The 25282-nt window shown below is 69.0% G+C and carries 21 protein-coding genes and 1 tRNA gene; 7 read left to right on the forward strand and 15 right to left on the reverse strand.

All coding sequences use genetic code 11. The annotated features are described in order from the left end of the window. Nucleotides 1-188: 188 nt before the first annotated feature. On the reverse strand, nt 189-956 hold the full coding sequence (locus M4D77_RS02050) for a crotonase/enoyl-CoA hydratase family protein (protein WP_259935413.1): 768 nt from the start codon (nt 954-956) through the stop codon (nt 189-191). Between the two features lie 38 nt (nt 957-994). After that, a complete protein-coding gene (gene metH, locus M4D77_RS02055) occupies nt 995-4585 on the reverse strand; it encodes a methionine synthase (RefSeq protein ID WP_259935414.1) in 3591 nt (1196 codons plus the stop codon). Between the two features lie 51 nt (nt 4586-4636). Between metH and M4D77_RS02060 the strand changes: the two genes are divergently transcribed. Beyond that, nucleotides 4637-5515: a PAC2 family protein gene (locus tag M4D77_RS02060; protein WP_058250418.1), complete on the forward strand. Its 879-nt coding sequence runs from the start codon at nt 4637-4639 to the stop codon at nt 5513-5515. Between the two features lie 30 nt (nt 5516-5545). Here M4D77_RS02060 and M4D77_RS02065 read toward each other — a convergent pair whose 3' ends face one another. From M4D77_RS02065 to M4D77_RS02090, 6 genes are all read right to left on the reverse strand, one after another. Next, the gene (locus tag M4D77_RS02065) at nt 5546-5854 is read right to left on the reverse strand and encodes a hypothetical protein (protein ID WP_058250417.1); all 309 of its coding nucleotides are present in this window, start codon (nt 5852-5854) and stop codon (nt 5546-5548) included. 54 nt (nt 5855-5908) lie between these two features. Next, entirely contained in the window at nt 5909-7162 is a 1254-nt protein-coding gene (gene mshC / locus M4D77_RS02070) for a cysteine--1-D-myo-inosityl 2-amino-2-deoxy-alpha-D-glucopyranoside ligase (RefSeq protein ID WP_259935415.1), read from the reverse strand. Between the two features lie 66 nt (nt 7163-7228). Next, nucleotides 7229-8083 carry an SCO1664 family protein gene (locus tag M4D77_RS02075; RefSeq protein WP_259935416.1) on the reverse strand — a complete coding sequence of 285 codons (855 nt, stop codon included), beginning with the start codon at nt 8081-8083 and terminating at the stop codon, nt 7229-7231. Next, nucleotides 8055-8789, reverse strand: coding sequence for a DUF3090 domain-containing protein (locus tag M4D77_RS02080; RefSeq protein ID WP_226513263.1), 735 nt, complete (start codon nt 8787-8789; stop codon nt 8055-8057). Before M4D77_RS02080 ends, M4D77_RS02075 begins: the two co-directional genes overlap by 29 nt. Nucleotides 8790-8814: 25 nt before the next feature. Beyond that, nucleotides 8815-9573 (reverse strand): MSMEG_4193 family putative phosphomutase, encoded by a 759-nt coding sequence (locus tag M4D77_RS02085; RefSeq protein WP_259935417.1) that lies wholly within the window; start codon nt 9571-9573, stop codon nt 8815-8817. 73 nt (nt 9574-9646) lie between these two features. Further along, nucleotides 9647-10489, reverse strand: coding sequence for an undecaprenyl-diphosphate phosphatase (locus M4D77_RS02090; RefSeq protein ID WP_259935418.1), 843 nt, complete (start codon nt 10487-10489; stop codon nt 9647-9649). A gap of 149 nt (nt 10490-10638) precedes the next feature. Here M4D77_RS02090 and M4D77_RS02095 point away from each other — a divergent pair, with 149 nt between their 5' ends. The 3 genes from M4D77_RS02095 to M4D77_RS02105 are packed head-to-tail and all read left to right on the forward strand — an operon-like array spanning nt 10639 to nt 13117. Further along, the gene (locus M4D77_RS02095; RefSeq protein WP_259935419.1) at nt 10639-11670 is read left to right on the forward strand and encodes a hypothetical protein; all 1032 of its coding nucleotides are present in this window, start codon (nt 10639-10641) and stop codon (nt 11668-11670) included. Beyond that, nucleotides 11667-11987, forward strand: coding sequence for a DUF5703 family protein (locus M4D77_RS02100; RefSeq protein ID WP_259935420.1), 321 nt, complete (start codon nt 11667-11669; stop codon nt 11985-11987). Before M4D77_RS02095 ends, M4D77_RS02100 begins: the two co-directional genes overlap by 4 nt. After that, entirely contained in the window at nt 11981-13117 is a 1137-nt protein-coding gene (locus M4D77_RS02105) for a quinone-dependent dihydroorotate dehydrogenase (protein WP_259935421.1), read from the forward strand. Before M4D77_RS02100 ends, M4D77_RS02105 begins: the two co-directional genes overlap by 7 nt. Before the next feature lie 54 nt (nt 13118-13171). Here M4D77_RS02105 and M4D77_RS02110 read toward each other — a convergent pair whose 3' ends face one another. Continuing rightward, nucleotides 13172-13717: a YbhB/YbcL family Raf kinase inhibitor-like protein gene (locus M4D77_RS02110; RefSeq protein WP_137810571.1), complete on the reverse strand. Its 546-nt coding sequence runs from the start codon at nt 13715-13717 to the stop codon at nt 13172-13174. Between the two features lie 106 nt (nt 13718-13823). After that, complete coding sequence (locus tag M4D77_RS02115; RefSeq protein WP_259935422.1) at nt 13824-15158, reverse strand: M20/M25/M40 family metallo-hydrolase; 1335 nt, start codon at nt 15156-15158, stop codon at nt 13824-13826. A 120-nt stretch (nt 15159-15278) separates the two neighbouring features. Between M4D77_RS02115 and M4D77_RS02120 the strand changes: the two genes are divergently transcribed. Continuing rightward, nucleotides 15279-15367 (forward strand) — tRNA-Leu (locus M4D77_RS02120). Nucleotides 15368-15433: 66 nt separating this feature from the next. On the opposite strand, the gene M4D77_RS02125 is transcribed toward M4D77_RS02120, so the two are convergent. Next, nucleotides 15434-16363 carry a mechanosensitive ion channel family protein gene (locus M4D77_RS02125; protein ID WP_058250577.1) on the reverse strand — a complete coding sequence of 310 codons (930 nt, stop codon included), beginning with the start codon at nt 16361-16363 and terminating at the stop codon, nt 15434-15436. A gap of 92 nt (nt 16364-16455) precedes the next feature. Then, the gene (locus M4D77_RS02130; RefSeq protein ID WP_259935423.1) at nt 16456-17718 is read right to left on the reverse strand and encodes a M23 family metallopeptidase; all 1263 of its coding nucleotides are present in this window, start codon (nt 17716-17718) and stop codon (nt 16456-16458) included. 112 nt (nt 17719-17830) lie between these two features. Between M4D77_RS02130 and M4D77_RS02135 the strand changes: the two genes are divergently transcribed. Both M4D77_RS02135 and M4D77_RS02140 read left to right on the forward strand, forming a co-directional pair. Beyond that, on the forward strand, nt 17831-18901 hold the full coding sequence (locus M4D77_RS02135) for a nucleoside hydrolase (protein WP_259935424.1): 1071 nt from the start codon (nt 17831-17833) through the stop codon (nt 18899-18901). A 4-nt stretch (nt 18902-18905) separates the two neighbouring features. After that, the gene (locus M4D77_RS02140) at nt 18906-19850 is read left to right on the forward strand and encodes an LLM class F420-dependent oxidoreductase (protein ID WP_259935425.1); all 945 of its coding nucleotides are present in this window, start codon (nt 18906-18908) and stop codon (nt 19848-19850) included. 150 nt (nt 19851-20000) lie between these two features. Here M4D77_RS02140 and meaB read toward each other — a convergent pair whose 3' ends face one another. From meaB to M4D77_RS02155, 3 genes are read right to left on the reverse strand one after another with little or no spacing between them, the layout of a single operon-like run. Continuing rightward, on the reverse strand, nt 20001-20999 hold the full coding sequence (meaB, locus tag M4D77_RS02145) for a methylmalonyl Co-A mutase-associated GTPase MeaB (RefSeq protein WP_259935426.1): 999 nt from the start codon (nt 20997-20999) through the stop codon (nt 20001-20003). Then, a complete protein-coding gene (gene scpA / locus M4D77_RS02150) occupies nt 20999-23275 on the reverse strand; it encodes a methylmalonyl-CoA mutase (RefSeq protein WP_065632187.1) in 2277 nt (758 codons plus the stop codon). Before scpA ends, meaB begins: the two co-directional genes overlap by 1 nt. After that, nucleotides 23272-25218 (reverse strand): methylmalonyl-CoA mutase family protein, encoded by a 1947-nt coding sequence (locus M4D77_RS02155; protein WP_259935427.1) that lies wholly within the window; start codon nt 25216-25218, stop codon nt 23272-23274. The genes scpA and M4D77_RS02155 overlap by 4 nt, the downstream gene beginning before the upstream one ends. Nucleotides 25219-25282 lie beyond the last annotated feature (64 nt).

The raw sequence follows: 25282 nt of genomic DNA on the forward strand, positions 1-25282 counted from the left end.
GCGAAGACCCTTCGTGACGCACCCTCCGCAAGCTCCGGGCGCTCCTCAGGGAGCGGGTTTGGTCGGCCGTCGCCCTCCGCAAGCTCCGGGCGCTCCTCAGGGAGCAGGGGCAGGGCGTTCTTTCGGATCCGGGAGCAGGGCTGGTGAGTAGCTTGGCGCGTCGAGACGTTCCGCATTTGTCGGATCGTCTAACTGCCCACGCCCTCCCCGTGCCGGCCCGCGCCGCCGGCGAATCTGCTTGCGCCGGCCAGGGTGTCGGACGCCAGCGAGACCATGCCGTGTCGGAGTTCGTTGGCGATGGCCGCATCCGCGCTCAGGCCGTCCTGCTCGAGGACCGACAACCGGTCCTGCCGCACACACGTCTGCGGAAAACCCGCGATCTCGGTGGCCAGTGCGATCGCGGCCGGTAGCGCAGTCCCCGACGGCACGACGCGATTGGCGAGCCCGATCGACAGGGCCTCATCGGCGGGTACCGCCCGGCCGGTCAGCACGAGATCCATGGCCCGGCTCTCGCCGATCAGGCGCGGAAGTCGAACGGTCCCACCGTCGATCAGCGGGACGCCCCAGCGCCGGCAGAACACCCCGAAGACGGCGTCGTCGTCGACCACACGCAGGTCCGCCCACAGCGCCAGCTCCAGTCCGCCGGCCACGGCGTGCCCGGAGATCGCCGCGATGACCGGCTTGGACAACGTCATCCGCGTCGGGCCCATCGGACCGTCACCGTCGGGTGCCACCCGATTCGGGTCACCGTCCGAGATGGCCTTGAGATCGGCTCCGGCGCAAAAGGTCCCGCCTTCGCCGTAGAGCACCGCGACCGACACCGAGTCGTCGGCGTCGAACCGCCGGAAGGCATCCGCCAGCGCATCGGCCGTCGCCCGGTCGACGGCGTTGCGCCGATCCGGCCGGTCGATCCCGATGATCCGCACCGGTCCCTCGGACCGCTCCAGAACCGTCATCGCCTGTCCCCCGTCCCTCGATCCGGTGGCGAAGTACGTCAGGTGTTGAAGTACTTCGCCTCCGGATGGTGCAACACGAACGCGTCGGTCGACTGCTCGGGATGCAACTGCAACTCCTCGGACAGTTCGACGCCGATCCGCCCTGGCTCGAGCAACTCCATCATCTTCGCCCGGTCCTCGAGGTCGGGGCAGGCGCCGTAACCGAACGAGAAACGCGCGCCGCGGTATTCGAGGTCGAAGAAGCCCTGGGCGTTCTCCGGGTCCTCGCTGGCCATCGTGCGGTCGCCGAACGCGAGTTCGCTGCGCACCCGCTGGTGCCAGTATTCGGCGAGCGCCTCGGTCAGCTGCACGCCGATGCCGTGCACCTCGAGGTAGTCGCGGTAGGCGTTGTCGGCGAACAGCTTGTTGGCGAAGTCGGCGATCGGCTGTCCCATGGTGACGAGCTGGAACGGCAGCACGTCGACCTTGCCGGCCGCCTTCGCGTCGGCGCGGGACCGGATGAAGTCCGCGATGCACAGGAACCGCGACCGCTGCTGACGCGGGAACGTGAAGCTGAACCGCACCGGCGCATCGGGTTCCGGCTCGGTGAGCACGTGGACGGTGTCGCCGTCGCTGACCGCCGGGTAGTACCCGTAGACCACCGCGGCGTGCTGCAGGATGTTCTCGGTCGACAGGCGATCGATCCAGTACCGCAGTCGCGGACGGCCCTCGGTCTCGACGAGGTCCTCATACGACGGCCCGTCACCACCGCGGGCGCCCCGAAGTCCCCACTGACCCAGGAACAGCGCGCGCTCGTCGAGGAGCTGCATGTAGTCCGCGATCGGGACGCCCTTGACGATCCGCGACCCCCAGAACGGCGGGGTCGGGATCTCGTTGTCGGCGGCCACATCCGAGCGGGCCGGCACCTCGACGGGCTCCTCGGCGGCCTTGCGCTTGGCCGCGATGCGCTTCGATCGCTCATGGCGGGCCTTGCGTTCGGCGGCCTTCTCCGCCGCGGCCTTCGCCTCGTCGCTGTCCGGGTCGGGTCCCCCGCCGCGCTTGGTCGCCATGATGTCGTCCATCAGGCGCAGACCCTCGAAAGCGTCACGCGCGTAGTGCACGTCGCCCTCGTAGGTCTCGGAGAGATCGTTTTCGACGTAGGAGCGGGTGAGTGCGGCGCCGCCCAGCAGCACCGGGTACTCGTCGGCGAGCCCGCGGGAGTTGATCTCCTCGAGATTCTCCTTCATCACCACGGTCGACTTGACCAGCAGCCCGGACATCCCGATGACGTCCGCCCGCTTGTCCGCGGCGACGTCGAGGATGGTCGCGATCGGCTGTTTGATGCCGATGTTGACGACCTCGTAGCCGTTGTTGGACAGGATGATGTCGACGAGGTTCTTGCCGATGTCGTGTACATCGCCCTTGACGGTGGCGAGGACGATGCGTCCCTTGCCGTCCTCGCCGGTGGCCTCCATGTGCGGCTCGAGATGCGCCACCGCGGTCTTCATCACCTCGGCGGACTGCAGCACGAACGGCAGCTGCATCTGGCCCGAACCGAAGAGTTCGCCGACGGTCTTCATCCCGGCCAGCAGCGTGTCGTTGATGATCGTCAGCGGCGGGACCTGAGTCATCGCCTCGTCGAGGTCGTCGGTCAGACCGTTGCGCTCACCGTCGACGATCCGGCGCTCCAGGCGCTCGAACAGCGGCAGCTTCGCCAGTTCCTGGGCCCGCGACTCACGCGCCGAGGCGGCCGAGACACCCTCGAACAGCTCCATGAGCTTCTGGAGCGGGTCGTAACCCTCACGTCGCCGGTCGTAGACGAGGTCGAGGGCGACCTCGCGGTGCTCCTCCGGGATCCGGGCCATCGGCAGGATCTTCGACGCGTGCACGATCGCGGTGTCGAGGCCGGCCTGTACGCACTCGTGCAGGAAGACCGAGTTGAGCACCTGTCGCGCAGCGGGATTGAGCCCGAAGGAGATGTTCGAGATGCCCAGCGTGAAGTGCACGTCGGGGTGGGCCTCGTGCAGCCGGCGGATGGCCTCGATGGTCTCGATGCCGTCGCGTCGGACTTCTTCCTGACCCGTCGAGATCGGGAAGGTCAGCGTGTCGAGGATGATGTCCTCTTCGGCGAGTCCCCAATTGCCGGTGATGTCGGCGATCAGCCGCTCGGCCACCCGGACCTTCCAGTCCGCGGTACGCGCCTGCCCCTCCTCGTCGATGGTGAGCGCGACGACCGCCGCCCCGTGCTCGACGACGAGCTGCATGATCTTGGTGAACCGCGAATCCGGTCCGTCGCCGTCCTCGTAGTTGACCGAGTTCACCGCGCAGCGCCCGCCCAGCGACTCCAGACCGGCTCGGATGACCTCCGGCTCGGTGGAGTCGAGCATGATCGGCAGCGTCGACGAGGTGGCGAACCGGCTGGCGAGGGCCGTCATGTCGGCGGCGCCGTCGCGACCGACGTAGTCGACGTTGAGGTCGAGCATGTGCGCGCCGTCGCGGGTCTGGTCCTTCGCGATGTCGAGGCACTTCTGGTAGTCCTCGGCGATCATCGCCTCGCGGAAGGCCTTGGAGCCGTTGGTGTTCGTGCGCTCACCGATCACCAGGAAGCTGGCGTCCTGGTCGAAGGGCACCGCGGAGTACAGCGACGACGTCTCCGACTCGTGTTCCGGGGTCCGGGTCGCCGGGGTCACCTCGGACACCGCGTCCGCGACCTGCCGGATGTGTTCGGGTGTCGTGCCGCAACAGCCACCGACGAACTGCAGGCCGAACTCGCCCACGAACTGCGACATGGCCTGCGCGAGTTCCTCGGGCGTCAGCGGGTACTCGGCGCCGTTGGCACCGAGGACCGGCAGACCGGCATTGGGCATCACCGACACCGGGATGCGCGCGTGCTTGGAGAGGTACCGCAGGTGCTCGCTCATCTCGGCGGGACCGGTGGCGCAGTTCAGGCCGATCAAATCGATACCGAGCGGCTCCAGCGCTGTCAGCGCGGCACCGATCTCCGAGCCGAGGAGCATCGTGCCGGTCGTCTCGACCGTGACGTGGGAGATGATCGGGATCCTGCGGCCCACCTGCTCCATCGCACGGCGGGCGGCCACGACTGCCGATTTCACCTGAAGCAGATCCTGCGAGGTCTCGATCAGGATCGCGTCGGCGCCGCCCTCGAGCATGCCGATGACGCATTCCAGGTAGGCGTCGCGGATGGCCGCATACGTGGTGTGGCCGAGGCTGGGCAGCTTGGTGCCCGGCCCGATCGAGCCCAGGACGAAACGGTCGGTGCCGTCGGCCGAGGGACCCATCTCGTCGGCGACGCCGCGCGCGATCGCCGTTCCCTTGTACGACAGCTCCCGGATCCGGTCCGCGATGTCGTAATCGCCCAGGTTCGACAGGTTGCACCCGAAGGTGTTGGTCTCCACGGCGTCGGCGCCGGCTTCGAAGTACGCACGGTGGATGCCCTCGAGGACGTCGGGCCGGGTGTCGTTGAGGATCTCGTTGCAACCCTCCAGGCCACGGAAGTCGTCGAGCGTCAGATCCGCGGCCTGCAGCATGGTGCCCATCGCCCCGTCGCCGATCAGTACCCGCCGCGACATCGCCGACAGAAATGTCGTGTCGAAATCGCGTGGATCGGTTCCGGAGAAGTCAGGGGACATGGTTGACAGCGTAGTTCGCCCTCTCTGCGTGTTCGGTCGTAGGCTGGATCGGTGAACGCTGAGCAGACGTCGAACCTTCCCCAGCTGCGCAGACCCATTCTGCTCGCGGCCTTCGAGGGGTGGAACGACGCCGGGGACGCCGCCAGCAGCGCTGTCGAGCACCTGGCACTCGAATGGGACGCCCGACCCCTCGCCGACATCGACTCCGATGAATACTACGACTTCCAGGTCAATCGCCCCACCGTGAATCAGATCGACGGGGTCACGCGCCGGATCGACTGGCCGACGACGTCGATCTCGTACTGCAGCCCGCGGGGCGCCGACCGCGACATCGTGCTGGTCCGCGGCATCGAACCCAACATGCGGTGGCGGGCGTTCTGCGCCGAGATCGTCGACCTCGCGCAGGAGCTCGGTGTCGAGACCACCGTGATGCTGGGCGCGTTGCTCGCCGACACCCCGCACACCCGCCCGGTGCCGGTGACCGGCGCCGCCTACAGCAGCGAGTCCGCGGCCCGGTACAACCTCGCGGAGAGTCGCTACGAGGGACCGACCGGCATCACCGGCGTGCTGCAGGATCTCTTCGTCCAGGCGGGTCTGCCGGCCGTCTCGTTCTGGGCGGCCGTCCCCCACTACGTGTCGACGCCGCCGAACCCGAAGGCCACGGTGGCGCTGCTGACCCGGGTCGAGGAGGTCCTCGACATCGAGGTGCCGCTCGGCACCCTCCCCGAGCAGGCGGAGGAATGGGAACGCGCGGTCACCGAGATGACCGAGGACGACGAGGAGATCGCCGACTACGTGCGCGGGCTCGAGGAGCGCGGGGACGCCGAGGTCGACACCGACGAGGTCATGGCGAAGATCGACGGCGACGCGCTGGCCGCGGAGTTCGAGCGGTATCTCAAGCGTCGCGGTCAGGGACCGTTCGGGCCCTGAAGCAGGTGTCCGGCCGAAATCGGCGGGTCGTCAGCCGATCTTCTCGATGGACACCACGGGGGTGGTGATCCGCCACGTGCGGACGTCGGGATCGTCGGCGGCGCGCACCCAGAACTGCGCGGACTCCCCCAGGCGACAGGACTTCACCCCGAGCAGCGGGATGTCCTCGGAGTCGCGTCGGAGCCTGCTGACCGTCCAGTCCTCGTTCTCGGTGCCGCCGACCCCTGGGGCCCGGAGCAGCGTCATCTCGGTGAAATCCAGCAGGTAGGTCGACGTCCGGGTGACGACGGTGTACACCCCGGCGTCGGTCTCGGGTCGGATCTCTTGCACGCGCGCCACGTCAGCACTCTACCCAGACGTCGGCGCGCGGACATCCGGGCGTGGGGACAACGCCTATCGGACGTCGGGGACCAGCGGAATTCCCAGCAGCGCGTCGACCGCGGCCGCGAGTTCGGCGGGCGCCGTCGTCGACGAACCGATTCCGTTGCGCACATCCGCGCACCAACCGTCCACTGCGGCAAGCGCTTTGGGGGTGTCGAGATCGTCGGCGAGATGCTGGCGGAGCCGCGCGATGACCGGTTCGGCGTCGGGTCCGGCGCCGGCGCCGAGCGCCGTACGCCAGCGACCGAGGCGTTCGACGGCCGTGTCCAGGACCGCGTCCGTCCACATCCGGTCACCGCGGTAGTGGTCGGCGAGCAGTGCGAGTCGGATGGCCGCGGGGTCCACGCCCTCGCGACGCAGGACCGACACGAACACGAGATTGCCACGACTCTTCGACATCTTCTCGCCGTCGAGCCCGACCATCCCGGTGTGCACGTAGTGCCGGGCGAACCGCCGCGAGCCGGTGAGGGCCTCCCCGTGGGCCGCCGAGTACTCGTGGTGCGGATAGATGAGATCGTTACCGCCGCCCTGGATGTCGAACTCGATCCCGAGCCGGTTCAGCGCGATCGCCGAACACTCGATGTGCCAGCCCGGCCGGCCCGGACCGAACGGCGACTCCCACGACGGCTCGCCCGGACGTTCGGCGCGCCACAGGAGCGCGTCGAGCGGATCGCGTTTGCCGGGACGATCGGGATCGCCGCCGCGCTCGGCGAAGAACCGCTCCATGGTCTCGCGGTCGTACCCCGACTCGTAGCCGAACTGTTCGGTGGCATCGGTGCGGAAATAGACGTCCGGGAACTGCGCGTCGTCGACGGTGTAGGCGGCCCCGGAGGCCAGCAGCTTGCCGACGACCTCGACGACCTCGTTGACCGACTCGACCGCGCCGATGTAATCGCGCGGGGGCAGGACGCGCAGGGCGGTCATGTCGTCGCGGAACAGCTGCGTCTCCCGCGCCCCGAGATCACGCCAGTCGACGCCGTCCCGGTCCGCCCGTTCGAACAGCGGGTCGTCGACGTCGGTGACGTTCTGCACGTAATGGACCTCGTGACCCTGATCGCGCAGGATCCGGTTGACCTGGTCGAAGGTCACATAGGTGGCGGCGTGCCCCAGGTGGGTCGCGTCGTAGGGGGTGATGCCGCACACGTACATGGTCGCGGTGGCCCCGGGGGCGACGGGACGGACCGCACGGTCGGCGGTGTCGTAGAGACGGAGGGCGGGTCCACTGCCCGGTACGGCGGGGAGTTCGAGATCGGGCCACGACTGCATGTGTCCACTGTATTGCCCACCGCGCGCAGGCCCTTCACGGCCTCGTCCGGGACGGAGCGCACTCGCTCAGAACGGCGGCCACGGGATGGGCCGGTGACCGGGCGGGTGCGGCATGGTCGCGCTCTCCGCGACCACGATCGCGCGGATCGCGAGCGACTCGATCTCGTCGGGCGTGATGTGTTCGGCGAGCTGTGCGCGCAGGGCCGAGCCGTCGGTCTCCAAACGCTCCGCCAGTTCGGCGACATCGGCGACGAGGTGCCCGGGTACCGGTTCGCCCGCCCAGCCCCACAGCACCGTGCGCAGCTTGTCCTCCTCGTGCAGGCAGATGCCGTGGTCGATCCCGTAGACGGTGCCGTCCAGACCTTCCAGGACGTGACCGCCCTTGCGGTCGGCGTTGTTGAGAATGACGTCGAGCACCGACATGCGCTGCAACCGAGGATCGTCGGCGTGCACCAGCACGACGGGGTCGCCGTACGGGTCGTAGGCCTGCAGGACCGCGAGATAGCCGGTGGGTACCACGCCCACCGGGCACAGGTCGACCAGGTCGACCCGCGGTTCGGTCTCCGGGATCGGGTGATCGGTGTTGTCGGGTGTCTCGACCCAGCGCTGCACCATCCCGGGCCCGAGCGGCCCGTCGCGGTGCACCGTGGTCGGGATCGTGTCCCACCCCAGCGCCTCCGAGATCAGGTACGACGCCACTTCCCGTCCGGCGAGCGTGCCGTCGGGGAAGTCCCACAGCGGCACCTCACCGCGCACCGGTTTGTACACACAGCGCACCGAGGTCCGGTCGTCGAGCACCGCATCGCACACGAGCGTCGCGTTGCTGGCCGACGGGATCCGGCCGAGGATGGTGAGTTCGCCGTCGCGGAGGACGTGGTCGACCGCGGGCTCGTCAGTCACGTGCGGAAGAGCCGGCGTCACCGGGCTCGTCGGGGTCGTCCGGGTCACCGGACGGCGGGGTGTCCCCCGCCTGACCGAAGGGGTCGTCATCAGCCGCCAGGCCCGGATCATTCTGTGCGGCAAGGCTGTTGAAGACATCAGGGTCGATGAAGTCGAGGGATTTGCTCAACTCCGCGTCCCGTTTGTACCCGTTGGTCCGGATACACAGGTGACCTTCGGGGTCGAGCGGTTCGCTGCACAGCGGGCACGGCTGACGCCCCGCGGATATCACCCTCGACGAACGGGCGGCGAACTCACGGGCCGCCGCGGTCGTCAGGAAGACCCGCACCGCGTCCGGGCCCTCGTCGGTGTCGTCGAGGACCACGCTCTCGTCGAACTCCCCCTCGGTGATGGCAAGCAACTCGACCACGACCGCCTCGGATTCGGCGTCCCAGCCGAGACCCATGGTGCCGACCCGGAACTCGGCGTCGACCGGCATCACCAGCGGACTCAGGTCACCGACCCGGTCGGTCTCCGGCGGGATCGGCGTGCCGAAGCGCCGGTGGATCTCGTCGAGCAGGGCACCGATCCGGTCGGCGAGGATCTGGACCTGCTGCTTCTCCAGCATCACGCTGATGATGCGGGCCTCGTGGACCGCCTGGAGGTAGAACGTGCGGTCACCGGGCTGCCCGATCGTGCCCGCCACGAAGCGGTCCGGGCTCCGGAACACGTGAATTGCTCGAGACATCACACCTCCTTCGTCGTCTGGTTCATTATCCCGATGTCGCCGGGATCGTCGCGGCACCGTTGGCGGACGGCGCGACATCCACGCCCGTGTCGCCGCCCACCACCGCGTCGTCGGACGGTCGCTGCCCGTCCTGCGCCGGCGGGGGCTTCGGGATGGACAGCGACTCGGTCGCATTCACCGTATGGACATACGGCCGCGACGGCGTGTAGCGGATCACGCTGATCGACGCCGGTTCGACGACGATGCGCTGGAAGGCGTCGAGGTGGCTGCCCATGGCGTCGGCGATGATCGACTTGATCACGTCACCGTGCGAGCAGGCGATCCACACCCCGGAACCGTCCGGGCCGCCGTGGACGCGGTCCAGTTCGCGGATGGCGCGTACGGCCCGTGCCTGTACGTCGGCGAGTCCCTCCCCGTCGGGGAAGATCGCGGCCGACGGCTGCCGCTGCACGACCTTCCACAGCGGTTCGGTCAACAATTCCGAGATCGGACGCCCGGTCCACCCGCCGTAGTCGACCTCGGCGAGATCGTCCACGACGATCTCGGGTGGCGCCTGCCCGTCTGCGGCCAGCGCCGCCAGTAGTGGCTGGACGGTCTCGGCGCACCGATCGAGCGGCGAACGCGCCACCGCGCGGATGGACCCGAGATGGTCGCCGAGGCGACGAACCAGATCATCGGCCTGGGCGCGCCCGCGGTCGTCGAGGTGGACGCCGGCGCTGCGACCGGCGAGCACCCCTGAGGTGTTCGCCGTCGAACGGCCGTGCCGGAGAAGGATCACGGTCATCCCACAACCATAGGCACCGGCCCGGCGGGACCGCACGGCGCGACCGCCCGGCGCCGCGGCCGTGGCCGTGGCATCAGGTCGCCGAGACGACGCCGGTCGACAGCAGGATGATCAGCGTGACGCCCAGCACGATGCGATAGGCGCCGAACCAGTTCATGGAGTGCGCGCTGACGAACTTGAGCAGCCAGGCGATCGCGGCATAACCGACGATGAACGCGACCAGCGTCGCGACGAGCAGCTGGGGCCCGCTGGCCTCCATGCCCTCCCCGCTCGGGTTGAACGCGTCCGGGAGGCTGAACAGGCCGGATGCGGTGACCGCGGGGATGGCCAGCAGGAACGAGAAGCGGAAGGCGGCTTCGCGTTCGAGTCCGAGGAACAGGCCGGCACTCGCGGTCGCACCGGAGCGCGACACCCCCGGGATCAGCGCCAGGCATTGGGCGCCACCCATCACGAGGCCGTCCCGCAGGGTGAGCTGTTCGAGGTTCCGCTGCTTCTGCCCGTAGCGCTCGGCCAGCCAGAACACGCCGGCGAACACGATCAGCATGATGGCGACGAGCCACAGATTGCGTCCGGTGGTGCGTATCTCGTCCTTGAACAGGAAGCCGATCAGGCCGATCGGGATGGTCGCGAAGATCACGTACCAGCCGATCCGGTAGTCGACGTTCCGCTCGTCGGCATGGCGGAGCCCGCGGAACCACGCGGTGATGATGCGGACGATGTCGCGGGCGAAGAAGACGAGGACCGCGGCCTCGGTGCCGAGCTGCGTGACCGCGGTGAAGGAGGCGCCGGCGTCCTCGCCGAACATCAGTTCGGAGGCGATCCGGAGATGCCCGGACGACGAGATCGGCAGGAACTCGGTGAGGCCCTGCAACGCCCCGAGGACGATCGACTGGGTCCACGTCATGGTGTCGGTCACGGCGCCCGATGCTACTTGGGACCGCCGCAGCCGACCCGACACGACGACACGGCTCCGACCCGCCTGAGCGGCGCGCGGAAGCGGTCGCGCAAGATGGGGACATGCTCTTCCCGCGACCTTCACGCCCAAGTCACCAGTCCCACACGGGCATGTCGCGGCTACGGGGTCCGATCGCGGCCACGGCGGCACTGGTCATCGGTGTGGGCATGATCACCGCGTGCGGCTCCGACGACGGCACCCCCGACGTACCGACCGTCGTGCCCGCGACCGCGCCGGAGGCGCCCGCGAATTCGACGACGGCTCCCGCGGGCACCGTCGTGCCCGCCCCGGCCGGGGCGCGTGCGCTCGCCGCGTCGGGTGGCAGCGTCGCCGTCCTCTCGGCCGACGGCAACCAGATCCTCCGATACGACGCCGGGGCGCTGACGACCCTGCCGCAGACGATCGCGGTCCCGGGCCTCACCACCCTGGCCGCCGGCGACGACGGCGGGTTCGTCGGCGCGGGCCCGGGCGCGCTCGTCGTCGTCGATGCCGACGGGCGTGTCCGCACGGGCGACCTCGAGTCCGACCAGCCGACGGCGATCGCCCGGACCACGGCCGGGCTCCTCGTCGTCGGCACGGCCGACGGACGAGTCCTCGTGTACGACAACGATTTCGCGAAGAAGCACGACGTCGATCGCTTCGTACGGGTGGACTCGGTGACGGCCGCGCCCGAGTCTGCGGAAGGCCTCGACGGCCAGGTTGTCGTCCTGGATCGGGCGCAGTCGTCGGTGACCCCCGTCGACCCCGAATCCGGTGAACTGGGGCCGGCGCTGCGTGCGGGCAACGGGGCCACCAACTCGACCGTCGACGAGTTCGGACGCGTGCTGGTCGCCAACACCCGTGACGGCGAGATCCTCGGCTTCTTCGGATCACCGCTGGTGATGCGCTTTCGCTACCCGGTGGCCGGCGGACCGTACGCCGTAGACTACGACGACACCCGGGACCTGCTCTGGGTCTCGACGACCGGCGACAACGAGGTGGTGGCATTTGACCTGGCAGACGGTGAACCCACCGAGGTCCGGCGGTTCGCTTCGGTCGTACAGCCCGACCGCATCGTGGTCGACGGATCGGGCACCGTCTACGTGCTCTCGGCGCGGAACGGCGGACTCCAGGTGGTTCCCGAGCGCGGGCGGGCCGAGTGATTCCTGACCGGTCGAAACGAAACGGTTCGCGCTATCCCGACGGGTGGGAGGTCACCTCGGAGGATGTCGAGTGCATCCTGCTGCGTCTTCCCCCTGACGTCACCCGGGTGACCGCCTCGATGCGGTTGGCCCTCGAGGCGGAGTTCGGCGGTTGGGAGCTGTCCCGGGTGCGGCTCTACTCCGACGGAACCCGCAAGGTGCTGCTCAAACGGCGCCGGCCGCCGCGAGGTTCACGCGGGCCCGACACCGCCGACCCGACCGGCGACCGGTCCACCGGATTGACCGACAACGACCCACGGAGCGCCCGCGCATGCTGATGTCCCGCAGCACCACCCGAGTACTTCCCGTGCTCAACCGGTGGTCCTATCCCCTGCTGCGCTCGATCATGTTCCGCGTCGATCCGGAGCGAATCCATCACATCGTCTTCTCGGTGCTGCGCGTCGTCGGGCGGTTTCCGCCGTTGGCGTTCCTGACCGCGAGGCTGTTGGCCCGGCATGATCCGATCCTGCGGACGCGGGTGTTCGGCGTCGACTTCCCCGCCCCGATCGGTCTGGCGGCCGGGTTCGACAAGACGGCCGGCGCGGTGAACACCTGGGGTCAGCTCGGCTTCGGGTTCGCCGAGATCGGCACGATCACCGGTCAGGGGCAGCCCGGGAACCCGACGCCGCGATTGTTCCGGCTACCCGCGGACCGTGCGCTGATCAATCGGATGGGCTTCAACAATCCCGGTGCCGAGGTGGCCGCACAGCACCTGACCGAGGTACGACGGGGGCCGGTGTCGGTCCCCATCGGAGCCAACATCGGCAAGACCAAGGTCGTCCCGGTCGAGGACGCCATCGACGACTACCGGCGTTCGGCGGAACTGCTCGGACCGCTCGCGGATTTCGTCGTGGTCAACGTGAGTTCGCCGAACACCCCGGGACTGCGCGATCTGCAGGCCGTCGACTCCCTGCGGCCCATCCTGGCCGCGGTACTCGCCGCCGTGGACGTCCCGGTGCTGGTGAAGATCGCCCCCGACCTCGTCGACGACGACATCGACGCCGTGGCGGACCTGGCCGTGGAGCTCGGACTGGCCGGGATCGTCGCCACCAACACCACGATCGGCCGCGAGGGTCTGCGCACCGCGTCGCACGAGGTCGACGAGATCGGTGCCGGTGGCCTGTCCGGGCCGCCGGTCGCCGCTCGGTCGCTGACGGTGCTGCGTCGCCTCTATGACCGCGTCGGCGGACGTGTCGCGCTCGTCAGCGTGGGCGGCATCGAGACCGTCGACCAGGCCTGGGAGCGGATCTGCGCCGGCGCCGACCTGTTGCAGGTCTACACCGGCTTCATCTACGGCGGCCCGGTGTGGCTCGCCGAACTCCATGCCGGACTCGCCCGGCGCGCCCGGGACGGTGGCTTCGCCTCGATCTCCGACGCGGTCGGTTGCGCGGCCCGCAACCAGCCCTGACGGCCACCGATCGCCCGGTACGCAGGTGCACCGGGCGATCGGCCGTGCGAGAACTCAGACGTTCTCGGCTGGTTGTTCGTAGGTGCCGACGAGGGTCGCACGCGCGATCGCATGCGAGAACAGGTTGAAACCCAGGTAGGCCGGTGTCGCGTTCTCCGGCAGCCCGAGCGATTCGGTGTCCACGGCGTGCACGACGACGAAATAGCGGTGCGCTCCGTGTCCGGGAGGCGGTGCGGCACCGATGTAGCGGCGTAGCGAAGCGTCGTTGGTGAGGGTGACCGCGCCGTCGGGGAGCCCGGACCCGTCGTCGTCGCCGGCGCCCTCGGGCAGGCTCGTGACCGAGGCGGGGATGTCGGCGACGGCCCAGTGCCAGAACCCGGCGGCGGTCGGAGCGTCGGGGTCATAGACGGTGACGGCGAAACTCTTGGTCTCGGCGGGGAAGCCGGACCAGCTCAGCTGCGGGGAGAGGTCCTCGCCACCCGCACCCATGATCCCGCTCACCTGCCCGTTGGCGAGTGCGGCCCCGTCGGTGAAGCTCTCCGAGGTCAGGGTGAAACCGGGAAGGCTCGGCAGCGGGGAGTACGGGTCGAATGACGACATGTGTTCACCTTTCTCACGTTTCGCGCGTCGGAAGAGTGCCGGTCACCCTCCGAACCGGTGCGCCCGGATCGGCGGGAAGGCCGTGCCGCCCACTGTAGTGGTGTGCTCAGCTGTGCCGCAGAAAGTGCTCGAAGACCTTGGTGCCGAACAAAACCGAATCGACGGGCACGCGCTCGTCGACGCCGTGGAACAGGGCCGCGAAGTCGAGTTCGGGCGGCAACCGCAACGGCGCGAACCCGAAGCACCGGATGCCCAGCTTCGCGAACGCCTTGGCGTCGGTGCCGCCGGAGAGCATGTACGGCACCGTCTTTCCCTGCGGATCGTGCTCGAGGACGGCGGCGTTCATCGCATCCACCAGGTCACCGTCGAAGGTCGTCTCGTAGGAATCGAGATGGGTGATCCACTCCCGCCGCACGTTGGGGCCGATGAGTTCGTCGATCTCCTTCTCGAACGCGGCCTGCCGCCCGGGGAGCACGCGGCAGTCGATGACCGCCTCGGCCTTCTGCGGGATGACGTTGGCCTTGTAGCCGGCCTTGAGCATCGTGGGATTGGCGGTGTCACGCAGGGTCGCGCCGATGATCCGCGCGAGGTTGCCCAGCTTGAACAGCGACGTCTCCAGGTCGGGGGCCTCGGGACTCAGGTCCAGGCCCGTCTCCGCACTGACCTCGGCCAGGAACTGGCTGACCGATTCCGTCATCACCAGGGGGAACGTGTGCCGACCGATCCGGGCGACCGCCTCGGCGACCTCGGTGACGGCGTTCTCGTCGTGCAGGAACGATCCGTGCCCGGCCCGCGCCTCGGCGGTGAGCCGCATCCACGCGAGCCCCTTCTCGGCCGTCTCGACCAGATAGAGACGTTTCTGCGTGCCGTCGGGCCGGTCGACGGTGAGCGAGAAGCCGCCGACCTCGCCGACGGCCTCGGTGATGCCCTCGAACAGGTCGGGCCGGTTCTCGACGAGCCAGTGCGCGCCCCACGCCCCGCCGGCCTCCTCGTCGGCGAAGAACGCGAACACCAGCTCCCGGGGCGGCACGGTGCCGTCTCGTTTGAACTGACGCGCGAGCGCCAGGGCCATTCCGGCCATGTCCTTCATGTCGACCGCGCCGCGGCCCCAGATGTAGCCGTCCTTGATGGCACCGGAGAACGGGTGAACACTCCAGTCGGCCGGTTCGGCGGGCACGACGTCGAGGTGGGCGTGGATCAGCAGCGCGCCGCGATCGGAGTCGGGCGGACCGGCGAGGCGCGCGAACACGTTGCCGCGGCCGGGACGGCCGGACTCGACGTACTGCGTGGTGTAGCCCACCTCCTCGAGCTGCTGGGCCACCCACTTGGCGCACTCCTCCTCGCCCTTGGTGGTCTCGGGCTCGCCCGTGTTGGAGGTGTCGAAACGGATCAATTGGCTGACCAGATCGACCACTTCGTCGGTCGCAGACTGTGAAGACACCCCTCACTCCTACGGGATTTGGGATACACGGGCAACCTCGGTTAGGGTTATCCCGCTGCAGCGAGACGGAGTCGAGAGACCACCGGCGGGAGATCGCCGGACGCTCACCGCGGCACGCAGGTCCGAGTGGCGGAATGGCAGACGCGCTAGCTTGAGGTGCTAGTGTCCTATTAACGGACGTGGGGGTTCAAGTCCCCCCTCGGACACCAGAACAACGAGAAGAACCCCGGCTCACCGCCGGGGTTCTTCTCGTTGTGCCGCAGGCGATCTCCGCGTCAGGGTGCGACCGAATCCGCGAGCGCCGCCCACGCCCGCGAGTACGGCAGATCGATCGAGTTCTCCACGAAGGCCCGCAGGATCGCCCGACGCAGTCGCCGCTGCACCGCCCACTGGCCGTTCGGTTTGGTCTTCACCGTCAGACGCAGGACGACCTGATCCGACGACACCTCCTGGACGCCGAGCATCTCGATCTGGCCGAGGATGTCGGTCGAGTCCTCCTCCACCGCGGTGCGGGCCGCCTCGTCGGCCACCTGCTGCGCCTTGTCGATGTCGGCGCCGGGCGCCACCGGGACGTCGACGCGCGCGACCGCGAACTCCTGGCTCATGTTGCCCACGCGGGCGATCTCGCCGTTGCGGACGTACCAGAGAGTGCCGTCGATGTCGCGCAGGGTGGTGACGCGCAGCCCCACCGATTCGACCTCGCCCACGGCCTCGCCGAGATCGACGATGTCACCCACGCCGTACTGGTCCTCGAGCAGCATGAAGACGCCGGTCACGAAGTCGCGCACCAGGTTCTGCGCACCGAAACCGATGGCGAGGCCGACGATGCCGGCCGAGGCGATGAACGGCGCGATGTTGACGCCGAGAACGCTCAGGACCGACAGCACCACCCAGACGAGCAGCACGATCGACACCGTCGACTTGAGCACCGACCCGATCGTCGCGGCCCGCTGTGCACGGCGTGCGGCGATCTGGGCGTTGCGCTCGGTGGAGGCCGACTTCGACCGCAGTCCGCGCATGAGAGCGGTGCCGCGGCCCGGCTCCCCGCCGGCGGTCCGTGGCCGGGTGGCGCGGTCGATGGCACGGTGGATCACGAAGCGGACGATCAACGCCACGGCCACGTAGGCGACGATGCGAGCGGGATTCTCGATCAGCCATTCGCGGTTCGTTTCCGTCCATTCGAAGGCAGAGTCCTGAATCGACATGGGTCCGACCGTACGGATGATGAGATCGTTGTCCAGTCGTGACCGACCCCGTGTTGGGTGGCGGGGAGAGGCGGTGACGCCGGAAACCGTTGTCAGCCTGTGGTGAACGTGACGATGTTCTGATCGAGGATCATCTGCTTCTCGTGTGTGCTCTCCGTCACGCCGGGGGCGAGCCGCAACGGCACCCCGGTGGCCTCCGAGGCGTCGAACGCCGCGGTGTCGACCACCCGGCCGGTGATCGTGAACTCCTCGGTCACGCTGGGCACACCCTGCGAGCCGAGGAACTCCGGCCCGTTCATGACGTGGACGTGCAGGTGCGGCGCCACCGAGTTCCCGGTGTTGCCGACCTTGCCGATGACCTCACCCCGGCGCACCCGGTCGCCAGGGGCGAAGCGGACCGACCCGGGTTGCATGTGCGCATAGTTCACGTAGAAGCCGTCGCCGATGTCGAGGACGAGGTTGTTGCCGTCGGCGTCGCCAATGGCCAGATCCGGCGGGAACGTCCCCGGTGTCTGCTCCGGCAGGTCGTTGCGGCTGGCGACCACCGTGCCGTCGGCGACGGCGAGCACGTCATCGCCGAAGATCCGGTAGCTCGCCGGATTCTTCGCGTCGCCGACGAAGATCCGACCATCGGCACCGGCCTGCTCCCAGTCCACCGCGTACCGCTGGGCGAGGACCGGTGATCCGTTCAGTGGGAGAAGCGCGCGTGTGTGCCGGACGGCGTCGCAGCACGCGTCGGCGGCGATGTAGTGCTCACCGAGCAGTGGTGGTCCCAGGACCGGGACGGTCGAATCGCCCACCGTGACGGGCGCGAGGCGTTCGTCGACATCCCGCATACCCGGTGGCGCCGCGTCGGCACGCACGGAGATCTCGTGGATCAGCTGCTTCGGCGCATTCCCGGAGAAGGTCACGTGGAGGAAGAGGACGCCGTTCTGTCCCGGCGCCAGCACGTCGGAGTACCCCTCGGGTGCGCCCGGACCGGGCGGCACCGACGGGGCGCCGGTGGGCTTGAGCCGACCGCGGACCCCGTTGTCGTCGAGTGTGAGCAGCGGTTCGCGGTCGGTGGTGGCGTCGAGCACCTCGACTCCGGCGACCGTCACCGGTGTGCGCATGTAGTTGGTCAGCGAGATCTCATAGACGAGGTGGTTGTCGCCGTCGGAACCGGCGAACGGTGTCGGCGCGAACATCACCGACCCGACCACCGGTGTGACGACGGGAGCCGACGGCGTACCGCTAGCGCCGGCCGAACCACTCGTCGAGGAAGCCTCGGGCTCGGCGCTGTTCGCGCCGCACGCGCTCACCAGGAGGACCGCACCGGCACCCAGGGCGGCCAGCGTGTGTCGTGTCGGGGCCATCGGTTCCTCCGGGGCTCATCGGGCCGACGACGGTCCGCCCCGGCTGCCGTGAGCCTAGGGTCCCGACGGGGTGGTGGACCCGCGTTCGCAGCGGACCCGGCACAATTGTGCGGTGACCCAGCGCCTGTTCTTCGACTGCGACACCGGCATCGACGACTCACTCGCGCTGATCTATCTGCTCGCGCGCACCGACGTCGACCTCGTCGGAGTGGCCTCCACGGCCGGCAATGTGCCCGTCGATGTCGTCACGGCCAACAATCTTTCGTGGCTGGAGTTGTGCGGACGCCCCGAGGTGCCCGTCCACACCGGCCCGGCCACTCCCCTCGTCGCCGCGCTGATGACCACCGAGGACACCCACGGTCCGCTGGGCGTCGGACACGCCGAACTGCCGGCCCCGACCACGACGCCGAGCCATCTCGACGCCGCCGACGCCTGGATCGAGGCGTCGCAGGCGCACTCCGGCGAACTCGTCGGCCTGGTGACCGGCCCCCTCACGTCCCTGGCGACCGCGATCCGACGCGACCCGGACCTGCCGGCGCGCCTGCGGCGCCTGGTCATCATGGGCGGCGCCTTCCACACCCACGGCAACACGACGCCCACCTCGGAGTGGAATGTGGCCGTCGACCCGGAAGCAGCGGCCGAGGTGTTCACCGCCTTCGGCACCGCGGGCGCCCCGGAACCGATCGTCTGCGCGCTCGACCTCACCGAGTCGGTCGTCCTGACACCCGATCACGTGGTCCGACTCGCCGCCGCGGCCGGCAGCACGCCCGTCGAGTGCCCGGACCCGACCGACGAACGCGGACTCCGTTCGGTCGCCGACAACGAGATCATCCGGCATCTCGTCGACGCCCTGCGGTTCTATTTCGAGTTCCACGACGATCACGACGAGGGTTACATCGCCCACCTGCACGACCCGTTCGCCGCACTGGTCGCGCTGGCCCCCGACACGGTCGAGACCCGCCCGGCGCGCGTCGACGTCGAACTCGCCGGGACGCTGACGCGGGGCATGACCGTGGCCGACGAACGCGCGATGACCGCGCCCGGACCCAACGCCCGCATCGCGACCTCCACCGACATCGACGCCGTGTTCGACGAATTGATCGAGACGATCGGCGCGTTCGCGCGCAGTCGCGCACCCGAAATCGTCGGCACCGCGCCGGAGGAGTCCACCGGACTACTCTGAACGGGTGACTCGACTCGGTTACCAGATCCCGAACTTCACCTACCCCGGCGTCGCCGCCGACCAGTTGTTCCCCACCGTGGTCGCGCAGGCGCAAGAGGCCGAGAACTCCGGTTTCGACACCGTCTTCGTGATGGATCACTTCTATCAGTTGCCGATGCTCGGTGAGCCCGACGACCCGATGATCGAGTGCTACACCCTGCTCGCGGCACTCGCCCAGCACACCTCGAAGGTCCGTCTGTCGTCGCTCGTCACCGGCAACACCTACCGCAACCCGACGCTGCTCGCGAAGACGGTCACGGCGCTCGACGTGGTGTCGGGTGGTCGGTCCCAGCTCGGCATCGGGGCGGGATGGTATGAGCTGGAACATGATTCGCTCGGGTATGAGTTCGGGACGTTCACCGACCGGTTCGAGCGCCTCGAGGAGGCGCTGCAGATCATCCTCGGCATGCTCGCCGGGGAGGCACCCAGCCTCGACGGTGACCGCTATCGGGTCACCAACGCTCTCAATGTGCCTGCGCCGCTGTCGAAGATCCCGGTGATGATCGGCGGCGGCGGCGAGCGCAAGACGTTGCGGATGGTCGCGCAGTACGCCGACGAATCGAACCTGCTGTGCACACCCGCCGACATCCCCCGCAAACTCGACGCCCTCGCCGAACACTGCGAACGACTCGGCCGGGACCGCTCGGAGATCACCGTGACCGTCCAGACGTCGGCCTGCGTGGCGCCGACCGCCGCCGAGGCGACCGCGGAGCTGGAGGCCTACCTGGAGCGCACACCGGCGGCCGAGTCACGCCGCGGATCGACGATCGTCGGGGATCCCGACGAGGTGGCCGCCCGCTACGCCGAGCTGCTCGCGACCGGTGTCGACGGTGTCACGGTGAACGCTCCCGCCAACGGCCATGTGCCGGGGCGGGTCTCGCTACTCGGCGAGACGCTGGCACCGCTGTAGGCCTGATGCTCTAACCCCGGGGCGCCGGGCCGCACCAGATGTCCGCGCCGCCGCCGGGATTGACGTCGCATGCGACCTCAGTCCGTTGACGCGACCTCGATCGAGGTCGCACGGACGGATCGAGATCGCATGCGACCTCGATCGGTGCACTCAGCGCTCGTCGAACGCGTCCACGATCCGTTGCGCGGCGAGGGCCGGGGTCAGCGACCCGTCCCGGAGCTGCTGCTCCACGTCGCCGCGGATCCCGCGCACGGCGGGTGAGTCACCGAGCCGGGACAACACGATGTCGTTGACCATCGCCCAGGTCCAGTCGATCTGTTGCTGGTTGCGGCGGGCGGTGAACTCTCCTGCCGCGGTGAGGGTCTCGTTGTGGCGTACCACGGTCTTCCAGAACTCGTCGACGCCGGTGTTCTCGATCGCGCTCATGGTCAGCACCGGCGGCATCCACAGCGCGTCGTGCGGATAGATCAGCTTCAGCGCGTTCTTCAACTCGCGTGCCGCGCTCTTCGCCTCGTTGAGGTGTTTGCCGTCGGCCTTGTTCACCACGACCACGTCGGCGAGTTCGAGGACACCCTTCTTGATGCCCTGCAACGAATCCCCGGTGCGGGCCAGGGTGAGGAACGTGAACGTGTCGACCATGTTCGCGACCGTCACCTCGGACTGCCCGACTCCCACCGTCTCGACCAGCACGACGTCGAACCCGGCCGCCTCGACGAGCACGATGCTCTCGCGGGTGGCCTTGGCCACGCCGCCGAGCGTGCCCGACGTCGGCGACGGCCGGATGTAGGCGTTCTCGGCCGTCGACAGCCGGCCCATTCGGGTCTTGTCGCCCAGTATCGAGCCCCGCGTGCGCGTCGAACTGGGGTCGACGGCGAGCACCGCCACCTTGTGGCCCAGCTCCAGCAGGTGCATGCCGAGCGCCTCGATCGTCGTCGACTTGCCCACCCCGGGGACGCCGGTGATGCCGACGCGGAACGACTTGCCCGCGTGCGGCGTCAGCTTCAGCAACAGCTCCTGGGCGGCGGCCCGGTGATCGGCGCGCTTGGACTCGACGAGTGTGATCGCGCGCGCCAGATCGGCACGGCGATCGGCCAGGACAGCGTCGGCCATCGCGTCGACGTCGATGGGACGTCGCGGTTGGACCGCCATCAGTTCGCGGTCGCCCCGGGCAGTTCCAGGCCGAGGGTGTCGGCGAGCTTGCCGATGAGTTCCACGGCCGAGTCGGCGATGACCGATCCGGGCGGGAAGATCGCGGCGGCGCCGGCCTCGTACAGTTCGGCGAAGTCGCCGGGCGGGATCACGCCGCCGACGACCACCATGATGTCCTCGCGGCCGACCTCGCGCAGCGCCTCCCGCAGGGCCGGGACCAGCGTCAGGTGCCCGGCCGCCAGCGACGACACACCCACCACGTGCACGTCGTTGTCGGCGGCCTGGGCGGCCACCTCCTCCGGGGTGGCGAACAGCGGGCCCACGTCGACGTCGAAGCCGAGGTCCGCGAACGCGGTCGCGATCACCTTCTGGCCGCGGTCGTGACCGTCCTGGCCCATCTTCGCGACCAGGACGCGCGGCTGGCGGCCCTCCGCCTCGGCGAACTGGCGCACGGCCTCGATGGCCGCGTCGATGTTGCTCACCTCGCCCGCCTCATGTCGGTACACCCCGCTGATCGTCTTGATCTCCGCCTGATGGCGACCATAGACCTTCTCGAGTGCCTCGGAGATCTCACCGACCGTCGCCTGGTGCCGTGCTGCCTCGATGGCCAGGGCCATCAGGTTGTTCTCCAGGCCGCCCTCCGACGACGCGGCCGCACGGGTGAGGTCGGCCAGGGCCGCCTCGACCGCGGCCGAATCGCGTTGTCCGCGAAGTCGGTCCAGCTTCTCGAGCTGCTCGGCGCGCACCTTCGAGTTCTCGACCTTGAGGACCTCGATCTCCTCGTCGTCGGCGACCTGGTACTTGTTCACGCCCACCAACGGCTGCTGGCCGGAGTCGATACGCGCCTGGGTGCGCGCCGCGGCCTCCTCGATGCGCAGCTTCGGCAGGCCCTCGTTGATGGCCTGCGTCATGCCGCCGGCCTCTTCGACCTCGCGGATGTGCTTGCGCGCCTTCTGCGCCAGCTGATGCGTGAGCCACTCGACGTAGTTCGAACCGGCCCACGGATCGATCGGACGAGTGGTGCCCGACTCCTGCTGCAGGAGCAGCTGGGTGTTTCGCGCGATGCGGGCCGAGAAGTCGGTCGGCAGCGCGATGGCCTCGTCGAGGGCGTTGGTGTGCAGCGACTGGGTGTGACCCTGCGTGGCGGCCATCGCCTCGACGCAGGTGCGGGCCACGTTGTTGAACACGTCCTGGGCGGTCAGCGACCAGCCCGAGGTCTGCGAATGTGTGCGCAGCGACAGCGATTTCGCGTTCTTCGGATCGAACTCGGCGACGAGCTCACTCCACAGCAGACGCGCCGCACGCAGCTTCGCGACCTCCATGAAGAAGTTCATGCCGATGCCCCAGAAGAACGACAGTCGCGGGGCGAACTTGTCGATGTCCAGGCCGGCCTCGAGTCCGGCGCGGATGTACTCGACGCCGTCGGCGAGCGTGTAGGCCAGCTCCAGATCGGCCGTCGCTCCGGCCTCCTGGATGTGATAGCCGGAGATCGAGATCGAGTTGAACTTCGGCATCTTCTGGCTGGTGTACTCGAAGATGTTGGAGATGATCCGCATCGACGGCTTCGGCGGATAGATGTAGGTGTTGCGGACCATGAACTCTTTGAGGATGTCGTTCTGGATGGTCCCGGCCAGCTTCTCCGGCGGCACACCCTGCTCCTCGGCGGCCACGACGTAGAGCGCGAGGATCGGCAGCACCGCACCGTTCATCGTCATCGACACCGACACGCTGCCGAGGTCGATCCCGTCGAAGAGCTGACGCATGTCGAGGATCGAGTCGATCGCCACACCGGCCATGCCGACGTCACCGGCGACGCGCGGATGGTCGGAGTCGTAGCCGCGGTGGGTCGCGAGGTCGAATGCGACCGACAGTCCCTTCTGGCCGGCCGCGAGGTTGCGACGGTAGAAGGCGTTGGATTCGGCCGCGGTCGAGAAGCCGGCGTACTGGCGGATGGTCCACGGCTGGTTGACGTACATCGTCGGGTACGGGCCCCGGATGAACGGTGCGGCACCGGGAACGGAGTCGAGCGGGTACGGATGTTCGGCATCGTCGAGGACGGCGTCGCGCTCGGCGCGCGTGTACACCGGCGTGACGTCGATCTGCTCCGGGGTGCTCCAGGTGACCTGGTCCACCGAGTAGCCGTGCGCCGAGGCGAGTTCCTCGGCGACCGCGGCCGCGGCACCATCGGCGGTCGTCGCACCGGTGTCGTCCGATGTCAGACCGATTCCGGCGAAGTTCGGAATCGTCTGTGTCAGATCGGGTTCGGTCTGGGTCATGCCGTTGCTCCCGCCGTCTTCAGGGATGTCGAGACCAGCTGGTCGAGAAGGTCGCCGAGGGTGCTCACCGCATCGATGCCGACGCGCAGCGAACCGTCGGGACGATCGTCGCCCTCGGGCCATTCCTTGTCCGGTCCGGCGAGGAGCACTGTCGACAGACCGGCCGCGCGAGCGGCCGCGAGTGCGGCGGGCCCCTCTTCGGCATAGCGCGCCTTGGTTCCGCAGAGGACCGCGATCGGGGTGTTCGCCCCGGCCACCGCGTCGCCGACCTTGTCCGCGGTCAGCGGACCGGGGTTGACGACGGTGATGCCGCCGGCACCCAGGAAGTTCGCGACGAACGTGGTGCGGCCGTTGTGTTCGGCGACGCTGCCGAGCGGGATGAGCAGGATCGACGGCCGTGCACCGTGCTCGGCGAGCACGACGTCGGACCGGTCCCGCAGTTCCTCGAAGGCGCGTCCGATCCGCGCGAGGCGCGGCGTACCGGTGACGACGTCGGTGACCGCGGAAGCCGGGGCCCCCGTCGTCTCCGACAGTGCGCGCTCGTCGATGTTGGGGAACTCGTTGACGCCGGTGACCGAGATGCGGCGATGCGCGACCTCGGTGTCGCGGCGAGCGAGGGAGGCGTCGACCTTCTCGGCGATCCAGCCCGTGTCGAGCGCGACACGGTAACCGCCGGCGGCCTCGACCTCGGTGAACACCGTCCAGGCGTTCGTGGCGAGATCGTCGGTCAGGGATTCGACGAACCACGAGCCGCCGGCCGGATCGAGGACGCGTCCGATGTTGGACTCCTCGAGCAGCAGCAGCTGGGTGTTACGGGCGATGCGTCGCGAGAAGGACGCGCTCGAGGTGCGCTTGTCCGCCGGGATGGTCGCGTCGTAGCCCAGGACGGTCAGCTGATCGGCGCCGCCGACCCCGGCGCCGAATGCCGCGATGGTGCTGCGCAGCATGTTGACCCACGGGTCCCGCTGGGAGTACATCGACAGATCGGTCACGCCGTGGGTCAGCGCTCCGCCGACCTCGGGTGCGCCGACGACTTCGGCCACCCGAGCCCAGATCTTGCGCAGCGCACGGAATTTCGCGATCGTGGCGAATTGGTCGTCGTCGGCGGAGACGCCGAAGGTGATCTGACGCAGCGCGGCCTCGGGTGAGAGGCCGGCCGCGGTGAGATCACGGAGGTGGGCGACCGCGGCCGCCACCGTGAGTGCGAGTTCGAGGCCGTTGTCGGCACCGGCGGTGGCGAAGTCGCTGCCGTCCACCCGGAAGGTACGGACCCCGTCGGGCAGCCCGGATGCGGCGAGGGCCGTGGCCTCATCGGGATCGACGGTCGCCCGGCCCGAGAACGCGGCCGTCAGCGGCGACAGGCCGAAGGAGTGGACGGTGGCCGCCGTCGGAGCGGCGGCGACCGGAGCGGCCTGGGCCTTTTCCTTCAGGCCGAGCAGTTCGCGAGCCGCCGCGATGCCCTCGGTGCCCGCATCGAGCGTCACCGGCACCAGATCGAGGTAGACGCCGCGCAGCGCCGTCGCGAGGTCGGCGACCCCCAGCCCGTCACCGGGCCTGCTCACCGAGAGCCAGAGACCGCTCGTCCCGTTGGCCATCGCCTCCAGGATGAGCTCATTGAGGTCCGCCGCCGGCGTCGCGTCGTCGCCGAACCGTTCCGTGACGCGCCAGCCGGTGGTGACGTCACGCGCGGGGTCGGCGCCGCGGACGAACGGGAAGCGACCGGGGACACCGGGCTCGGCGAGTTCGTCGCGACGTGTGTAGAGCGGCCGGATGGTCAGCCCGTCGGCGGTGTCGGTCGAGAGCAGCGCCTCGGGTGTGTCAGGCAGCTCGTCGACGTCGACGCGTCGCGACTTCGCCAGAACGGCCGCGGCGGCCGTCGACCACGCCTGGTAGGCGTCGTCGAGTTCTGACTCGGGTTTGGGCTGGTCAGTTTGCTGTGGCATGTGGGGAAGCACACCTCCGTGAATGCACTGTGATGAGCGCGTACACGACACTAGCCGATCGCTC

Origin of the sequence: Gordonia sp. p3-SID1431, assembly GCF_025143765.1 — a bacterium.
In the GTDB taxonomy this organism is placed as follows: domain Bacteria; phylum Actinomycetota; class Actinomycetes; order Mycobacteriales; family Mycobacteriaceae; genus Gordonia; species Gordonia hongkongensis.